16 protein-coding genes are annotated in these 17,044 nt (G+C 38.6%); 4 read left to right on the top strand and 12 right to left on the bottom strand.

Annotated elements, in window-relative coordinates; all coding sequences use genetic code 11:
* Nucleotides 1–43: 43 nt before the first annotated feature.
* The 12 genes from paaZ to OPU68_RS11615 all read right to left on the bottom strand — a co-directional run bounded on the left by paaZ (nucleotide 44) and on the right by OPU68_RS11615 (nucleotide 13,068).
* Nucleotides 44–2,089 (bottom strand): phenylacetic acid degradation bifunctional protein PaaZ, encoded by a 2,046-nt coding sequence (gene paaZ, locus OPU68_RS11670; protein ID WP_498474161.1) that lies wholly within the window; start codon nucleotides 2,087–2,089, stop codon nucleotides 44–46.
* A gap of 103 nt (nucleotides 2,090–2,192) precedes the next feature.
* Nucleotides 2,193–3,398 (bottom strand): 3-oxoadipyl-CoA thiolase, encoded by a 1,206-nt coding sequence (pcaF, locus tag OPU68_RS11665; RefSeq protein ID WP_498474160.1) that lies wholly within the window; start codon nucleotides 3,396–3,398, stop codon nucleotides 2,193–2,195.
* Between the two features lie 91 nt (nucleotides 3,399–3,489).
* A complete protein-coding gene (locus OPU68_RS11660) occupies nucleotides 3,490–3,867 on the bottom strand; it encodes a GxxExxY protein (RefSeq protein ID WP_498474159.1) in 378 nt (125 codons plus the stop codon).
* Between the two features lie 79 nt (nucleotides 3,868–3,946).
* Nucleotides 3,947–5,107, bottom strand: coding sequence for a 3-hydroxyacyl-CoA dehydrogenase NAD-binding domain-containing protein (locus OPU68_RS11655; RefSeq protein WP_498474158.1), 1,161 nt, complete (start codon nucleotides 5,105–5,107; stop codon nucleotides 3,947–3,949).
* Between the two features lie 76 nt (nucleotides 5,108–5,183).
* Nucleotides 5,184–5,717, bottom strand: coding sequence for a hypothetical protein (locus tag OPU68_RS11650; RefSeq protein WP_498474157.1), 534 nt, complete (start codon nucleotides 5,715–5,717; stop codon nucleotides 5,184–5,186).
* Nucleotides 5,718–5,725: 8 nt separating this feature from the next.
* Nucleotides 5,726–6,211: a 1,2-phenylacetyl-CoA epoxidase subunit PaaD gene (gene paaD / locus OPU68_RS11645; RefSeq protein WP_498474156.1), complete on the bottom strand. Its 486-nt coding sequence runs from the start codon at nucleotides 6,209–6,211 to the stop codon at nucleotides 5,726–5,728.
* A gap of 133 nt (nucleotides 6,212–6,344) precedes the next feature.
* Nucleotides 6,345–7,100 (bottom strand): 1,2-phenylacetyl-CoA epoxidase subunit PaaC, encoded by a 756-nt coding sequence (paaC, locus tag OPU68_RS11640; protein WP_498474155.1) that lies wholly within the window; start codon nucleotides 7,098–7,100, stop codon nucleotides 6,345–6,347.
* Nucleotides 7,101–7,321: 221 nt separating this feature from the next.
* The gene (gene paaB / locus OPU68_RS11635) at nucleotides 7,322–7,609 is read right to left on the bottom strand and encodes a 1,2-phenylacetyl-CoA epoxidase subunit PaaB (protein ID WP_028123345.1); all 288 of its coding nucleotides are present in this window, start codon (nucleotides 7,607–7,609) and stop codon (nucleotides 7,322–7,324) included.
* Nucleotides 7,610–7,693: 84 nt separating this feature from the next.
* Entirely contained in the window at nucleotides 7,694–8,653 is a 960-nt protein-coding gene (gene paaA / locus OPU68_RS11630; RefSeq protein WP_498474154.1) for a 1,2-phenylacetyl-CoA epoxidase subunit PaaA, read from the bottom strand.
* A 502-nt stretch (nucleotides 8,654–9,155) separates the two neighbouring features.
* Nucleotides 9,156–10,238: a 1,2-phenylacetyl-CoA epoxidase subunit PaaE gene (paaE, locus tag OPU68_RS11625; protein WP_498474153.1), complete on the bottom strand. Its 1,083-nt coding sequence runs from the start codon at nucleotides 10,236–10,238 to the stop codon at nucleotides 9,156–9,158.
* A gap of 77 nt (nucleotides 10,239–10,315) precedes the next feature.
* On the bottom strand, nucleotides 10,316–10,915 hold the full coding sequence (locus OPU68_RS11620) for a TetR/AcrR family transcriptional regulator (protein WP_498474152.1): 600 nt from the start codon (nucleotides 10,913–10,915) through the stop codon (nucleotides 10,316–10,318).
* Between the two features lie 71 nt (nucleotides 10,916–10,986).
* Nucleotides 10,987–13,068 carry an alpha-ketoacid dehydrogenase subunit alpha/beta gene (locus OPU68_RS11615; RefSeq protein WP_498474151.1) on the bottom strand — a complete coding sequence of 694 codons (2,082 nt, stop codon included), beginning with the start codon at nucleotides 13,066–13,068 and terminating at the stop codon, nucleotides 10,987–10,989.
* Nucleotides 13,069–13,227: 159 nt separating this feature from the next.
* On the opposite strand from OPU68_RS11615, the gene OPU68_RS11610 reads away from it, so the two are divergent.
* The 4 genes from OPU68_RS11610 (at nucleotide 13,228) to OPU68_RS11595 (ending at nucleotide 16,982) form a co-directional block, all read left to right on the top strand.
* A complete protein-coding gene (locus tag OPU68_RS11610) occupies nucleotides 13,228–13,842 on the top strand; it encodes a T9SS type A sorting domain-containing protein (RefSeq protein WP_498474150.1) in 615 nt (204 codons plus the stop codon).
* A 126-nt stretch (nucleotides 13,843–13,968) separates the two neighbouring features.
* Nucleotides 13,969–15,357 (top strand): hypothetical protein, encoded by a 1,389-nt coding sequence (locus OPU68_RS11605; RefSeq protein ID WP_498474149.1) that lies wholly within the window; start codon nucleotides 13,969–13,971, stop codon nucleotides 15,355–15,357.
* Nucleotides 15,357–15,683 carry a nucleotide pyrophosphohydrolase gene (locus OPU68_RS11600; RefSeq protein WP_498474148.1) on the top strand — a complete coding sequence of 109 codons (327 nt, stop codon included), beginning with the start codon at nucleotides 15,357–15,359 and terminating at the stop codon, nucleotides 15,681–15,683. Before OPU68_RS11605 ends, OPU68_RS11600 begins: the two co-directional genes overlap by 1 nt.
* Before the next feature lie 81 nt (nucleotides 15,684–15,764).
* Nucleotides 15,765–16,982 (top strand): 3-phosphoshikimate 1-carboxyvinyltransferase, encoded by a 1,218-nt coding sequence (locus tag OPU68_RS11595; protein WP_498474147.1) that lies wholly within the window; start codon nucleotides 15,765–15,767, stop codon nucleotides 16,980–16,982.
* The last annotated feature ends 62 nt before the right edge of the window (nucleotides 16,983–17,044 follow it).

Below are 17,044 nucleotides of genomic sequence, written 5' to 3'. Positions count from 1 at the left end.
TCGAAAATACTTGATTCTTTTTACTTTTATCCTGTTTCTTAATTTATTCTTGATTAAGTTTTTTCACCATCGTCAGAATCGTTGCGATCGCTACAGTTTCTCCGGTTTCGTCGTAAACATCCACGAGCCAGCGGACGATTCCTTTGGCAATATCATCTTCGTCGCGTTTTTCCTGACTGATTTTTTCTTTGCAGGTAAACTTTACGCCAATCGTCATTCCCGGATAAACGGGTTTCACGAAACGGCATTCGTCCAAACCATAATTTAGTAAAACCGGACCTTTTCTCGGGTCAACAAATAATCCTGCGGCTTTACTGAGAATGAAATATCCGTGCGCGACCCGACCTTCGAAAATCGTTCCTTCTAAAGATGTTGCGTCCATATGTGCATAGAAATTATCACCGGAAACATTGGCAAAATTGGTAATATCCGTTTCTGTAACCGTATGTTTTGCCGTGATGTAAGTTTCACTGATTTTCAGTTCTTCAAAATGTTTTCTGAATGGATGAATATTGTCCTCGAACTGTTTTCCACCGTATTGATATTGTTGAGTGATATTCGTCAAAGTCGTTGGCGAACCTTGGATGGCCGTGCGTTGCATATAATGAAGAACGCCACGTTTTCCACCCATTTCTTCACCTCCGCCAGCTCTTCCCGGGCCACCGTGAACCAGCATTGGCAAAGGCGAACCGTGACCTGTGCTTTCTTTCGCACAATCTGAATTGAGAATCAAAATCCGGCCGTGCATCGATGCTGCGCCAATGACAAATTCTCTTGCAAAATCGTCATCAGCTGTCACAACGGAACAACAAAGCGAACCTTTTCCCATTCTCGCCAACTCAATCGCTTCATCAATATTATGATAAGGAATAATCGTGCTGACTGGCCCGAAAGCTTCAATATTGTGGCAATCTGTATATTTAAAAGGGTCGGAATTAAGGAATAAAATCGGAGAAATGAATGCGCCTTTGTTTTTGTCCGCTCCTTTCACATCGAAATCATCCAAATTTCCGAAAACGATTTCCTGAGTTTTGGATAATTCCTGAACTTTCTCGGAAACTTCCTTCACTTGGTCTTTATTTGCCAAAGCGCCCATTCTCACACCTTCTACATTCGGGTCGCCTATCACAACTGCGGAAAGTCTTTGTCCAAGTGCAATCTGAACATCTTCGACCAAATTGACAGGCACTAAAATCCTTCTCACCGCCGTACATTTTTGTCCGGCCTTGGTGGTCATTTCACGAACGGCTTCTTTGATGAACAAATCAAATTCCGCTGTTCCGGGTTTTGCATCTTCTCCTAAAACCATTGCATTTAATGAATCCGCTTCTAAATTGAAAGGAACAGATTCTTCAAGAATTCTTGGATGAGACTTCAACATTTTCCCTGTGGAAGCCGAACCTGTGAAGGTTACAACATCTTCGCTGGTCACACTTTCCAGAATTCCGTTGGCTGAACCGCAAATCAATTGCAGACTTCCTTCAGGTAAAATTTGAGAAGAGATGATTTCTTTAACGACAACTTCCGTTAAAAAACTCGTTGCAGTTGCAGGCTTTACGATTGCCGGAACGCCAGCCAAAAGATTGACCGCAATTTTCTCCAACATTCCCCAAACCGGGAAATTAAACGCATTGATATGAATCGCAACCCCACGTTTCGGCGTGCAAATGTGATGACCGATGAACGTTCCTTCCTTGGAAAGCTTCACCGATTCGCCATCTATATAATAAGGTAAGTCCGGAAATTGTCTCCGCAAAGAAGCATTCGCAAAAAGATTTCCGATGCCACCTTCGATGTCAACCCAACTGTCCGCTTTTGTTGCGCCGGTTGCCCAACTCACTTTGTAGAACGTTTCTTTCTTTTCCAAAAGATGGAAAGCGAGTTTCTTCAGCATCAATCCTCTTTCCTGGAAAGTTAATTTTCGAAGAGCCGGACCGCCAATTTTTCTGGCATAATCCATCATTTCTGCAAAATCCAAACCTTTAGAAGTCGCTGTTGCCACCAAATCGCCGTTGATGGAATTATATAAAGCCTGCCCTTCTCCCTCTCCTTTTGTCCATCTGCCGAGCGCGTAATTTTCTAGTTGCATAATTTCTTTTTGTATTTATGTATTATGTAAAATGTATTAATGCCTTAAAATAAGTTCAATGTAAATCGTAAATACTTTTTACATTAATAAATTTTACAATTCACTAAACTTTCTCAATAATCACCGCAAAACCTTGTCCCAAGCCAACACACATTGTTGCCAAGGCATATTTTTTATTTTGGTTTTGAAGTTCATACATTGCGGAATTCAGGATTCTTGCACCACTCATTCCTAGTGGATGTCCGAGTGCAATGGCTCCGCCATTTGGATTGATTCTGGAATCGTTGTCATCCAATCCCCAAGCTCTGATACACGCTAAACTTTGTGCAGCGAAAGCTTCATTCAATTCAATAATATCCAAATCATTAAATGTCAACCCTGCTTTTTGCAATGCCAATTCTGCGGCTTTTACAGGACCAATTCCCATCAATCTCGGTTCAACACCGACAACTGCGCTTGAAACTATTCTTGCTTTTGGTGTTAATCCAAATTCTTTAATCGCATTTTCAGAGGCCAATAAATTAACTGCTGCACCGTCATTCAAACCAGAAGCATTTCCTGCAGTGACTGTTCCGTCTTTTTTGAAAGCCGTTCTTAATTTTGATAAGCCTTCTAAGGTTGTATCATTTTTAGGAAATTCATCTTTATCGAAAATCAAATCGTCGCCTTTTCTTTGAGGAATATTGACCGGAATAATTTCCTGTGATAATCTTCCGTTTTCCTGAGCAACTTTCGCTTTTTGCTGAGAGTTGAAGGCAAACAAATCCTGGTCTTCACGAGAAATTTGGTCGCGCTCAGCCAGATTTTCTGCTGTTTCACCCATTGCATCTACGCCATACATTTCTTTCATTTTCGGATTAATGAACCGCCAGCCGAAAGTTGTATCGTAGATTTTTGCATCGCCACCAAAAGGACTCTCAGATTTTGAAATCACCAATGGTCCGCGCGTCATATTCTCAACACCACCCGAAATCATCAAATCAGCATCGCCAACCTGAATCGCTCTCGTAGCATTAATCGCTGCTGACAATCCGGAAGCGCAAAGTCTATTCACCGTTTCTCCGGGAACGTGATAATCCAAACCGGAAAGCAACGCCGACATTCTTGCGATATTTCGGTTGTCCTCGCCAGCTTGATTGGCGCAACCTAAAACGACATCGTAGATTTTACTTTGGTCGATGTTCGGATTTCTTTCCAATAATTTTTTGATGACAAAAGCCGCCATATCATCGGGACGGACGGAAGATAAGCTTCCTTTTAGCTTTCCGATTGGCGTTCGGACGCCGTCTATTATATATACTTGGTTCATTTTTCTGCATTTATCGCCAAGGCGCATTTGTTAATTTTTTAAAACTGTTTTAAGTCGCAAAAGACTCTTTTCAAAATTTATTTCTTTAAAATTATAATTTGTTAACCACCCTTTTTACATTATCTTTATAGAAATCGGTTCTGAAATTTATTAATAATCCAAGTTTACATCCTGTCATTTTCAAATATGTAAGGATTTGAGCTTTGTGAATATCATTAAGCGCATCAACAGTTTTTATTTCAATTATTAATTTGTTTTCTATTAATAAATCTATTTTGTATGCATTTTCAATTTTTAAATCATCATAAATAATAGGTAAATATTTTTGTCTTTCAACTTGTAAACCCGACTTTTTGATATCGTGATAAAGACATTGCTCATAAACATTTTCAAATAATCCTGCTCCAAGTTTTTTGTAAATATTAAATCCTAAATCAACAATGATTTTGGCTAATTCGTTTTCGTTCATCTTATTTGTGTTTTTTACTATGCGAGAATTTGCGACTTAAAGCATCCTAATTTCCACCTTCTACTTTCCGCCTTTGCGATTAAATCTCATAGAATTTCCTATTTTGTTTTACTAAGTTTCTGATAACCGGACTGCATCTGTAGCGGTCTTCGTGGTAGAAATGATAAAGTTCATCGAGTTCGTTCTGAAGATTTTCCAGACCAAATTCATCTGCCCATTTCAATAATCCTTTTGGGTAATTCACGCCTTTTGTCATTGCCAAATCGATGTCTTCTGCGGAAGCAATATTTAAGAAATAAGCATCTGCCGCTTCGTTCATTAGCATTACCAAGATTCTTTTGAATATTAATTCTAATAATTCAGGATTTTCATTTGGTTTCGGCTGTTCTTTATCTTGAGAATAATCATAAAAACCTTTTCCTGATTTTCTTCCGAAATATCCCGCTTCAAATAATCTTTTTTGCGTGAATGACGGTTTGAATTTCGGGTCGTAGAAAAATTCTTTGAACACACTTTCCGTTACTCGGTAATTCACATCGTGCCCAATGAAATCCATTAACTGAAATGGTCCCATTTTGAATCCGCCCAAACTCGTCATTGCAAAATCAATGGTTGCGCAGTCGGCAATTCCTTCTTCCAAAATCCGAATTGCTTCTCCGTAAAATGGTCTTGCGACGCGATTCACAATAAATCCAGGTGTATCTTTTGCAATTACCGGCAGTTTTCTCCAGCTTTCAACTAAGCTTTTCACTTTCGAAATTAAATTTTTATCCGTCTGAACTGCAGGAATCACCTCAACCAAAGCCATCAAAGGCGCAGGATTGAAAAAGTGAATTCCAATCACACGTTCCGGTTTTTGGCAAGATGATGCAATGGATGCAATTGATAACGATGAAGTATTAGTTGCCAAAATACAATCTTCAGAAACCAGACTTTCCAGTTTTTGAAACAAATCTTTCTTGATTTCCAAATCTTCAACAATCGCTTCGATGATTAATTCGGAATATTCTAATTCGGATAATTTATCGCTCAATCGGATATTATCAAAATAAGTTTCCGCTTCTTCGAATGTCATTTTGCCTTTTTCAGTCAATTTTTGAAACTGCGCTTCGAGATTTTGTCCTGCTTTTTCTACGGCAAGTGGATTGCTGTCGTACAACAAAACCTCGTTTCCAGCTGTTGCCAAAACCTGTGCTATTCCGCTTCCCATTGCGCCACTACCGACTATTCCTATTTTCATTTTTTATTGTAAAATGTATAATGTAAAAAGTACAATGACTTTTTTTATTGATATAATTTTAGCGGAAATTAATTATTTACTTCCATCTGCTTCTTAACTTATTCCACTCATTCCAAAACGCTGGATAGCCAATTACATTCATTTCATTTTCTTGCTCAACTATCTTTGGTTTACTTTCATTGTAAAAACTTTCAATTTTATCTGCAAAGTCTAAAACAATTTCTTTATAGTTTTCAAAATTTATTACTGCTTCGGTTCCTTTTTCTGTTATTAATTTTACAGTGTCATCTGTATGAATAATTGTCCAATCTATTCCACTTGGACAACCTAGAACGTTGACAAAATCATCTTCCTTACTTTCTGCAATGTAATTAAAGCCACAACAAGGAAGAAGTTGACCTGCATAATCTCCACCTGTATAATTTTCTTCTAAAGTTCTCATTAAATATAATGCCGTTGAACTAACAGTAATTTCAAAAGTATCCTCATCGCAAATTGTTTCATCTCCAATTTTTACCATTAATTTTCCGTGTGCGCACAAATCAATTTCTTCGTTGATATTTTCAAGCCAATATAAACTCAGCAGTTTTAGTTCAAAAGATTTATTCATTTGTTTAATTAATGGCATTTAAAATAATCAAAAGGTTCTTTGCAATCATCGCATTGGTATAGTGCTTTGCACGCCGTGGAACCGAATTGACTTACCAAATGGGTGTGTTTTGAACTGCAAAGAGGACATTCGACCTCATCTGTTTTTGAAAATAATTCGTCACTATTTTTTGAGTAAACAGGCGGTGCAATACCGTAAGCTTTCAATTTTTGTTTTCCTTCTTCCGTCATCCAATCGGTTGTCCAGGCTGGACTCAGTTGGTTGGTTATTTTGATATTGTTGAAACCTTTTTCAATCAGTTTTAGTTTAATCGACATATTAATCATCGATGTGGCGGGACAACCTGAGTAAGTTGGTGTCACTACCACTTCGATATCGTCTTCATTGAATCTCACATCACGGATGATTCCCAAATCTAAAAGATTGAGAACAGGAACTTCCGGGTCGGGAATTTCCTTCAAGATTTGCCATATGTCGTTTTCTGTAATTGTCATTTTTTATTTTGAATTCTTTTTGAACGCAAAGTCCGCAAAGATTTTTTTTATCATTATTGAAAATATTTTTAAGTTCGCAAAGGCGTAAAACTCAGCTAAGAACTCAAAGATAATTTTGCTTTACTACTTTATCTTACCATTCCATATTAGGATAAGTGCGTTGCATTATTTGCATTTCTGCTAAGATGTAACCCATTTTCTCGGTGTGTTTTCCCTCTTTTCCGCCTGTCAGCTTTCTTGATTTTTCGATATCGATTGTCAAAGTAGCTTCGTTCAGGATTTCCAGAACTTTGGTTTCCCATTTTGTTCGGAAGTTTCTGATGTCGGGAATTATTTGTTGCTCAATTAATTCTGATTCCCAATTTGTAGGGATGAACATTTCGTCTGTAAAATCTACCAAATCATTGACTGACTTCTGGATTCTGCTGTGGCTTTCTTCTGTGCCGTCGCCTAATCGAATCATCCATTCACTGCTCCATTTTAAGTGATAAGTAACTTCTTTCAAAGACTTTTCTGCGATGGAAGCGAGTTTCAAATCTGAGAGGTGTTTCAGTTCGTTTAATAATAAATGATGATAGGCATCGAAGAAAAACTGTCTTACAATGGTGTCTCCGAAATGGCCATTTTCTTTTTCTACCAACAACAGGTTTTTGAAATCTCTTTCGTTTCGTAGGAAAGCCAAATCATCTTCCGTTTTTCCTTTGTTCTGAATCTCTGTGGCATATTGATAATAGTTGGAAGATTCTCCCAGCAAATCCAAAGCGATGTTTGACAAGGCAATATCCTGCTCCAAGACGGGACCTTTTCCACACCATTCGCACAAACGCTGTCCGAGAATGAGACTTGTGTCTGCGAGATGCAGGAGATAATTGAGATAATTATTGTTCATTTTTTTTCTTCAATTTTTATTGTCATTATTGACCACCACGAATTTCAAATATTTTGAAATTCTCCCCCTCCAAGGGAGGGGAATTATAATGCTATTGAAAGCCTTTATTGAAGATCTTTCAGAAAGCAAGCTTGCTACGAGGCAAGAGCAAGCTAGGTTTTGAGTCAAAGCAAGCTTGCTTTCTCTAATAAGTAAGCTTACTTTTTATTGAAACGAAGCTTTTACATATTCTTCACCTCCTCAGGAACGTGGTAAAACGTCGGGTGGCGGTAAACTTTATCTTCGGAAGGCTCGTAAAACGCTTCGGAATCATCAGGGTTTGTGGCGTGGATGTGCTTTGATTCTACGACCCAAATGCTGACGCCCTCCATCCTTCTGGTGTAAACGTCACGTGCGTTTTGGATTGCCATATCAGCATCTGCCGCGTGGAGACTGCCGACGTGCTTGTGGTCTAGGCCTTGTCTGCTTCTGATGAAAACCTCCCAAAGTGGCCATTCTGTATTTTGCATAATATTTCAGATTAGAGACGGATAGATTAGAGATAATAGATTTTAACCTATCGGTTTATTATTGTTGATTTTATCGCAAAGGCATTAAACTGTTTTTCTGTTTTGTTCTTCTCTTAACTTTCTTTTCTCGTGGTAAGCGGTTGCGGCTTCTCTTACCCAAGCGCCGTCGTCGAAGGCTTTTTTGCGGGTTTCAACACGTTCTTTGTTACACGCGCCGTTGCCTTTTACCACTTTCCAGAACTCATCCCAATCGATTTCCCCGAATTCGTAATGTCCGGTTTCTTCATTGAATTTCAAGTCTGGGTCGGGAATCGTCAAGCCCAGATATTCTGCTTGGGGAATGGAAACATCTACGAAACGCTGTCTCAGCTCGTCATTGGTGAAGCGTTTGATACGCCACTTCATTGACAGTTCTGTATTTCCGGATTCGGCGTCTTTGGGTCCGAACATCATCAAAGTCGGCCACCACCAACGGTTGAACGCATCCTGAGCCATTGCTTTCTGCTCTGGCGAACCTTGTGCGAGTTTCATCATCAGCTCGTAACCTTGTCTTTGGTGAAAACTTTCTTCCTTGCAAATCCGAACCATCGCTCTGGCGTAAGGTCCGTAAGAAGCTCGGCAAAGTGGCACCTGATTCAAAATCGCAGCACCATCTACCAGCCAGCCAATTGCGCCCATATCTGCCCAAGTGAGCGTTGGATAATTGAAAATGCTGGAATATTTGGCCTTTCCGGAATGCAAATCATTGATGGTTTCGTCCCTTGTAACGCCCAAAGTTTCGGCGGCGCAATAGAGATACAAACCGTGACCAGCCTCATCCTGAACTTTTGCCAAAAGGATTTTCTTTCGGTTCAAAGTTGGAGCGCGCGTAATCCAGTTGGCTTCTGGCAACATTCCTACAATCTCGGAATGCGCGTGCTGAGAAATCTGACGAATCAGTGTTTTTCTGTACGCGTCTGGCATCCAGTCTTTTGGTTCGATGCGGATTTCGCTGTCTATTTTATTCTGAAAATGTTCTTCTAAATTGATTTCTGTTGTTTCCATAATGTTTTGGTTTAATGGAATTTATTTAAACGCAAAGTGCGCAAAGTTTTTTATTTATTCTACTGTTTTTAAGTTCGCAAAGACGTAAAACTCATCAAAGAATCAAACTTCAAAGTTTTTTTGTCATTCCGTAGGAATCTCAACGGTTTAGATTGACTTCGTCGAACCACTTCGTTAGGTTTCCTACGGAATGACAAACTTCTTGGTTATAACCTTCTCTTGTTTTATACCGAATCCGCAGCCCGACTTGAGCGGAAATCCTTTTTTGCGTGGACTTCATTTTCTATTCAACTGAAATCGTCTGCAAAAAAGATTGGGAGCGGAAGGCGGATTAAGCTGCCATAATTATTATTTTATTTAATATCAAAATTCACAATTTCATAGGGCATCACCCTATGCTGGCTTATATCGCCACTTTGTAGTTTGTTGGTTTATTTAATATCAAAATTCACTACTCATAGGGCTAAACCCTATGCTATTATATTTCACCACTTCGTGGCTCTTACTTAATATCAAAATTCACAACCACTTCCTCCGACCTCGGGTGTGCCTGGCAAGACAGGATAAATCCTGCTGCAATCTCGTCCGGTTCCAAGGAATAATTGATGTCCATCACGACTTCGCCTTTTTCCAGTTTGCATTTGCACGTGGCGCACACACCGCCTTTGCAGGCGTACGGCAAGTCTGCTCCGTTTTGCAAAGCGGCATCCAAAATGGTTGGGCCGTGGTAAGCTAAGTCTAATTTCAAAGCAGTTGCATCCAACTTGACGGTGACTTTGCTGAATGTGTCATCAGACTTATTAATTGCGGATTCGTGTTCTTTTTTCTTTTCGGCAGAGGCCGCGCTGAAGAATAATTCGAAGTGAATCTTCTTAGCATCCACGCCGGAACTGACCAAAGTGTCTCTCACGCCGAGAATCATTTCCTCTGGCCCACAAAGGAAAACCTCATCGATTTTCTCTGCCGGAATGATATGATTGAGGAATGATTTTGCTTTCTCAGAATTGATTCTGCCACTCAACAAATCGGCATCTGCAACCTCGCGGCTGAGAATATGATAAATGCTGAGGCGTTCCATAAAACGGTTTTTCAACGCTTCAATTTCTTCTTTGAAAATGATGGTTGCTTTATTTTTGTTCCCGTAAATCAGAATGAACCGGCTTTGAGGCTCGTTTTTCAAAACTGATTTGATGATGGAAATTATAGGTGTGATTCCACTTCCAGCTGCAAAAGCAACGTACGTTTTCTTGTTTTCGGAATTCAGTTCTGTGTAGAATTTTCCCATTGGAGGCATTACTTCCAATACGTCGCCTTCTTTCAGGTTTTCATTCATAAAAGAAGAGAACAGACCTTCTGGCACTTTTTTCACGGCAACTTTCAATTCGTTTTCGTGTGGACTTGCGCATATTGAGTAAGACCGACGAAGTTCTTCGCTGCCATTGATTTGTCGGAAAGTCAAATATTGTCCTTGCGTGAATTTAAATTGTTCTGCCAATTCTGCAGGCACATCAAAATTTACAGAAACACAATCCTGCGTTTCTTTCTTGACTTTTTTGACTTTTAAAGGATGAAAATTTACTGACATTCTTATTTATAATTGATGAGCGATAATTGATAAATGATTAATTCAAATTGTAGAGATTATCATTCATCGTTTATCATTTATGAGTTAAGGCCTTTCATTAACAATGTTTTTAAATCATCTTCCAATTCCTGTGGTGTGATTTCGCGGCTTGGTTTGTACCACAGTTCTATCCACCTTAAGGAAGATAACATTGTGAACAATGCGACGGAAACATTCATTTTTTTGAATTCGCCGGTTTGCATTCCCTGTTCTATGATGTTGGCAAAACTTTTTTCGTAAGATTTTCTGGTTTGTTTGTATTGTTCTTTCTTGTCATTAGACAAATATTTCCAATCGTTATTGGCTACAGAAACTGAGGCTGCATCTTCGATAATCAATTGAACGTGAAGTCCGATGATGGCATTCAGTTTTTCCTGAAAAGTCTGGTCGGTGCTTTCGATTTCCTGAAGTTGAGAAATGTATTGGTTGGCAATTTTGAAGCAAATCAATTCCAGAATTTCGTCTTTGGATTTGATGTGGTTGTACATACTTGCGGCTTCCATTCCCACTTTTTCAGCGAGGTCGCGCATACTTGTTCCACCGAAACCTTTTTCTTTGAAAAGCATTGCGGCCTCAGACAAAATCAACTCTTTTTTATTGATTTTATTTTTCTTATTAATAGTTAATTCCTGTATCATAATGTGTCACTCCTACGGAGTTCTGCTAAATTTAAAAAACATTTACTACAAACGTTTCGCTCCTACGGAGCTTAGTATTTCAACAGTTTTTCTATTTCTTTAATCAATTTCTGTGTGTTCGGCAACATTTCCTTTTCCAATTCGGAATTAATAGGAATTGCTGGCAAATCTTTGGCACCAACCACTTTTACCGGAGCGTCCAAATTTCTAAAACAATTGTCACTGATTCTTGCTGCCAGACTTTGCGCAAAGCTGTTATTCACAGGTTCTTCTGTCAAAACGATGCAACGGTTGTGTTTTTTCACACTTTCGAAAACGCGGTTTTCATCTAAAGGTGCGAGCGTTCTTAAATCAATGATTTCGATTTGATTATCAAACTCTTTTGCTGCATTGGAAGCCCAATAAACGCCCATTCCATACGTGATGATGGTCAACGTTGGTTTGTCCTGACGATTTTCGCAAAGCAAAACCTCTCTCGCTTTCCCAAATGGGATAATGTAATCTTCGTCTGGCTCTATGGTTTTAGCATTTTCTGTGCCTTCTATTTTTGACCAATACAAGCCTTTATGCTCTAACATTACAACCGGATTTGGGTCGTAGAAAGCGGCTTTCATCAAACCTTTCAAATCGGCACCGGTTGAAGGATACGCGATTTTGATGCCTTTGATATTCGTCAAAACACTTTCAACCGAACTTGAATGATAAGGCCCGCCGCTGCCGTAAGCGCCAATCGGAACGCGGAGAATCATTGACACCGGCCATTTTCCATTAGACAAATAATAACTTCTGGAAACTTCGGTGAATAATTGATTCAAGCCTGGCCAAATGTAATCGGCAAACTGGACTTCGACAATTGGTTTTAGTCCGACTGCGCTCATTCCAACCGTTGAACCAACGATAAATGCTTCCTGAATTGGTGTATTGAAAACTCTTTTCTCTCCGAATTGTGCCGCCAACGTGATCGCTTCTCGGAAAACGCCGCCTAACCTTAAGCCAACATCTTGTCCATATAATAAGGCTTCCGGATGTTTTGTCATCAATTCTCTGATGGCGAAAAGTGCACAATCTACCATTACAGTTGGGATTTTTCCGGTTGGGGAACGTTCTCCTTTTTCCTCGGTGATTGGTGTTGGTGCGAAATCGTGTTTGTACGCGTCTTCCGGTTTTGGGTCTTCTGCTAAAACAGCGTTTTCGAAATCAGCCCTTACGAGTTCTGCAACTTCTTTTTCTATGGTTTCGATTTCAGAATCTTCTATGCTAAATTCTGAAAGTGTGTTTCTTAATTTAATTAATGGGTCATTCTTTGCGCATTCTTCCAAATCGTCGCGATACCACTCTTTTCTGACGCCGGAAGTGTGATGATTTAATAAAGGAACTTTGGCGTGAATCAGCATTGGTCGGCGTTCTTCGCGGATGATTTTGATGCATTCTTTTACGGTTTCGTAGGATTTGATAAAATCGGTTCCATCAATTGTTCTTGTTTCGATGCCGTTGAAACCCTGCATATATTGTGTGATATCCTGCGCTCTTATTTCTTTGGCATTGGCAGAAATATCCCATTCGTTGTCCTGAACCAAATAAAGAATTGGCAATTGTTTCAACGCTGACATTTGGAACGCTTCGGAAACTTCGCCTTCTGTACAACTTGCGTCGCCGAGTGAGCAGACTGCGATTGGTTTATCATCAAGGTTTTCGGCGATTCCGGTTTCCTCTTTGTACTTCATTCCCATTGCAATTCCAGTGGTTGGGATGGCCTGCATTCCTGTTCCGGAACTTTGGTGGATGATTTTTGGAAAATAATCTCGTCTAAGACTTGGATGTGCGTAGTAAGTTCTTCCACCGGAAAATGGGTCGTCGCGTTTTGCTAAAAGTTGAAGCATCAATTCGTAAGGTGTGATTCCGATTCCGAGTAAAATAGAATCGTCTCTATAATAAGGACTCACGAAATCCTGTGGCAACAACTGCATTCCCAAAGCCAGTTGAATCGCCTCGTGTCCGCGGGAAGTCGCGTGAACGTATTTTGAAGTGATCTTTTTTTCCTGTTCAAACAAATCGGTCATCGTTTTGGCCGTAAACATCAAACGGTAAGCTGATTTGAGCAAATCAGTCAGAGAAATTTCTTTGTTTAAAAAATGTCTTTTGGTCATTTCCATATTTAAACATTTGACATTCAGATTATTAATTCAAATATTGAATTATGAATGTGATTTAAACAAACTTACGCATTTTTATTAAACTAACAAATGTTAGTTAGTTTAAATTTAATATTTGAATCTCATTGAAAATCATTATTTTTATAAAAAACTTAACCTATGAAACAATCTTTACTCTTTATTTTTACAATCATTGCCTCCAGTTTAGGATTTGGACAAGTTAATTCAGTTCAAAATTTACAGTGGAATCATTATTATGATTACAGTAACTACCAAAATATTTTCTCGCTTTCTTGGCAAGAACCAGCAACGCCGCATAATGAATTGATTGGATACAATATCTATCGTGGAAATGAATTGTATAAATTCCAAACATCAACAACCATAGGCTGCAATCCAGATTGGGGAATAACTTCTGGCTGTGATTTTATAAATTATAATAGTGGCGGTTCATTTACTGGCTCTGTCAAAGCTGTTTATGAAGGAAATATTGAATCAGAATCTTTTTCTTTTCAAGTAGGAGGTATAATGTTGGCCGTTTCTGATTCTCGATTAAAATCATTAAGGATATTCCCAAATCCGGCAAAAGATAATCTCACTTTCTCTGAAGAAATTTCGAATATCAAAATAACAGACTTTTCCGGAAAAGTCGTAAAGCAAATCACGAGTTCAGAAAAATCTATTGATGTTTCAAATTTTATAAAAGGAATTTATATAATCACTGCAACTACTAAGACTGGAGAAGTTATCAATAAGAAATTTATAAAAGAGTAAATTACTGTTCTAATTATTTCATCCTTTCAGCTCTTGAAAGGATTTTTTATTTAAAATCATTAAAATATCTACCTCTTCACAAAATAAAAATTTAAATTTTGTAGTTTTGAAGATTAAACAAAATAAATGAAAATTAAAATATTCCTTGGCATTGCATTTTGGTCCCTTTTATTATTAGCAGGATGTAATCGCGATGATATTTCGTTTGAATCGCCAACGCAACTGTTGAGATTCTCTACCGACACCGTTTTTTGCGACACGGTTTACAACCAGATGCGTTCGGAAACTTACGCCGTAAAGGTTTACAACAATGAAGATAAGGATGTATTGATTCCTAAAATTGCGCTGGAAGGCGGAAGCGGTTCACTTTACAGAATCAATGTTGATGGGAAAGTCGGGACCAGTTTCGAAAATGTGGCACTTAGAAGAAAAGACAGCCTTTATGTTTTCGTAGAAATTGCACCGATTGCCAACGCGCCAGAAGCGATTGCCGAAGATAAAGTGGTTTTCAATACGCCGGCTGGTGAGCAAAAAGTAACATTGTTTTCAGTCGTTCAGGATGCGGAATATTTTATTAAAACCGATACAAATCCGAATATAATTTCTGAGAATACAACCTGGACAAAGGATAAAGCGAAAATCATTTTCGGCGATTTAACTGTTGCAGAAGGGAAAACTTTGACAATGGAAAAAGGCACGAAAGTCTATTTCCGAAAAAACAGCGGAATGAACTTTGCGAAAAATTCTATTCTTGATGTGAAAGGAGCTTTGGGCGATGAAGTCATTTTCCGAGGTGACAGAAGTGACACGAAATACGACACGCTTCCTGCGAACTGGAACGGAATCAAAATGGAAGAAGACACCGAATTGAAAATGAATTACGCCAGACTTTTTGGTGGAAACGTTGGTCTTCAACTTAAAAATAATACTGCTACAATTAATAATACCATCATCCATACATTTCAGAATGCTGGAATCTACGGGATTGCATCAAATATTACTGCCAACAATTTGGTGATGAACAACTGTGGTGAAGCCGATTTTGCCATAGCTGGTGGTGGAAATTATACGCTTAACTACTCTACGCTTGCCAACTATTGGAATCTCAATCCATCGATGAATGCTGCGGGAATCTATGCGAGTAATGTCTATCAAAATGGAAACGAACTGTTTTCTGAAAGTACAATCCTGAGAGTCAACAATTCCATTATCTATGGAGATACACCTGAGATGATTTCTCTAAATGAGATTGCGAATGGTGGAACAATCAACGCAAGATTTGATAATTCATTATTAAAGTTGAGTGCTTCTTCAAGCTTCAATCCTATTGGAGATAATATTGTTAAAAACGAAGACCCAGAATTTCAAAATTATTTCACTCAAAAAATGAATTTGAGAGTTAAGGCGAACTCTAAAGCAAGAGGAAAAGGTACTAATCTGAATAACAATAATACCATTCAAGATATTGTAGGAAACACTCGAACTTATCCTGCAACTTTAGGCGCTTATCAATAATGGAAATCACAACACTCCAAAATCAGGTTGATGAATGGATAAAAACCATTGGCGTCCGCTATTTCAATGAGCTAACCAATATGGCAATGTTGACAGAAGAAGTCGGCGAAGTTGCCAGAATCATCGCCAGAAGATACGGTGAACAATCTGAAAAGGAATCCGACAAATCAAAAGACCTTGGAGAAGAATTGGCAGATGTTTTATTCGTAACGCTTTGTTTGGCGAATCAAACCGGAACAGATTTGCAGTCAGCATTCGACAAAAAAATGAAAATCAAAACTGATAGAGACAAAGACCGACATCAGAATAATGAAAAATTAAAATAATTTGTAAAATGTATTAATGTAGAGTGTATTCACGAATTAGAATCATTAATACTTTAGTACTTTTTACATCAATACATAGAAATGATATTAAAAAAATCAGAATTAATCGATAATCAACAAATCCAAATTACCGGTTCGAAAAGCATTTCGAACCGTCTTTTGATTTTAGGGAAACTCTTTGGGAACATTGATATGTTCAATCTTTCCAACTCTCAGGACACGACCTTGCTCAAAAAAGCGTTGGAATCCGATTCCGAAATTGTAGACATCCACCACGCCGGAACTGCAATGCGTTTCCTGGCTTCTTATTATTCGATTTCTGAAGGTAGAAAAACAATTCTGACAGGTTCTGACAGAATGAAAAACCGCCCCATAAAACCTTTGGTTGAGGCACTGCAATCACTTGGTGCAGATATTACTTATCTTGAAAAAGAAGGTTTTCCGCCGTTGCAAATCATCGGAAAGAAATTAGAAAAAAATGTGGTCAAGATTTCAGCCAACGTTTCCAGTCAGTTTTTGACTTCATTAATATTAATCGGAGGAAAATTGGAAAATGGATTGACTTTGGAGTTGGAAGGTGAAATCACATCTCGACCTTACCTCGAAATGACATTGAAAATCCTGGACGAAATCGGAATCAAATCTCATTTTGCAGAAAATAAAATCGAAATCGTAACGCACAACAATCAATACAGAACGGAACGCTACGAAGTAGAAAGCGACTGGTCGTCAGCTTCTTACTTTTATTCCTTGGCTGCAATTGGAAGAAAAACCATCACTTTAAAAAGTTACCACACACTTTCTTTACAAGGGGACAGCGTGATCAAAGAACTTTACTGGAAATACTTCGGAATCAACACAGTTTCGGATTATGCAGAAAACTCGATTTCACTTTTGCCAGAACCAGCTTTCGAGTATCCTGAATTGATTACTTTGGATATGAATGACTGTCCAGACATTGCGCAAACACTTTGTGTGACGGCAACCGCTTTGAAAATCCCTTTTGAAATCACAGGACTTCACACGTTAAAGGTAAAAGAAACCGACCGATTGGTTGCGCTTCAAAATGAATTGTTGAAAATTGGAGCAAAAACTCACATTACGGTTGAGAAAATAGAATCTTCGGAATTCATAGAACCTGAAGAAAATATTTCAATCGCGACTTACAACGACCACAGAATGGCGATGGCTTTTGCGCCGTTTGCCTTAATTAAAAAATTGAATATCGAAAATGAAGACGTTGTCGAGAAATCTTATCCTGAGTTTTGGGAGGATTTTGAGAAGGTGACGAGCAATTGATCTGATAAATTTTTACGATTTAAAAAATACCTATCTTTGTTAGTAGCAAGCCGTTAATTCAA

Source organism: Chryseobacterium sp. TB1-D10, from assembly GCF_059803555.1.
Note: the sequence above shows the minus strand (reverse complement) of the source record. Positions and strands in the feature narration are given on the sequence as shown.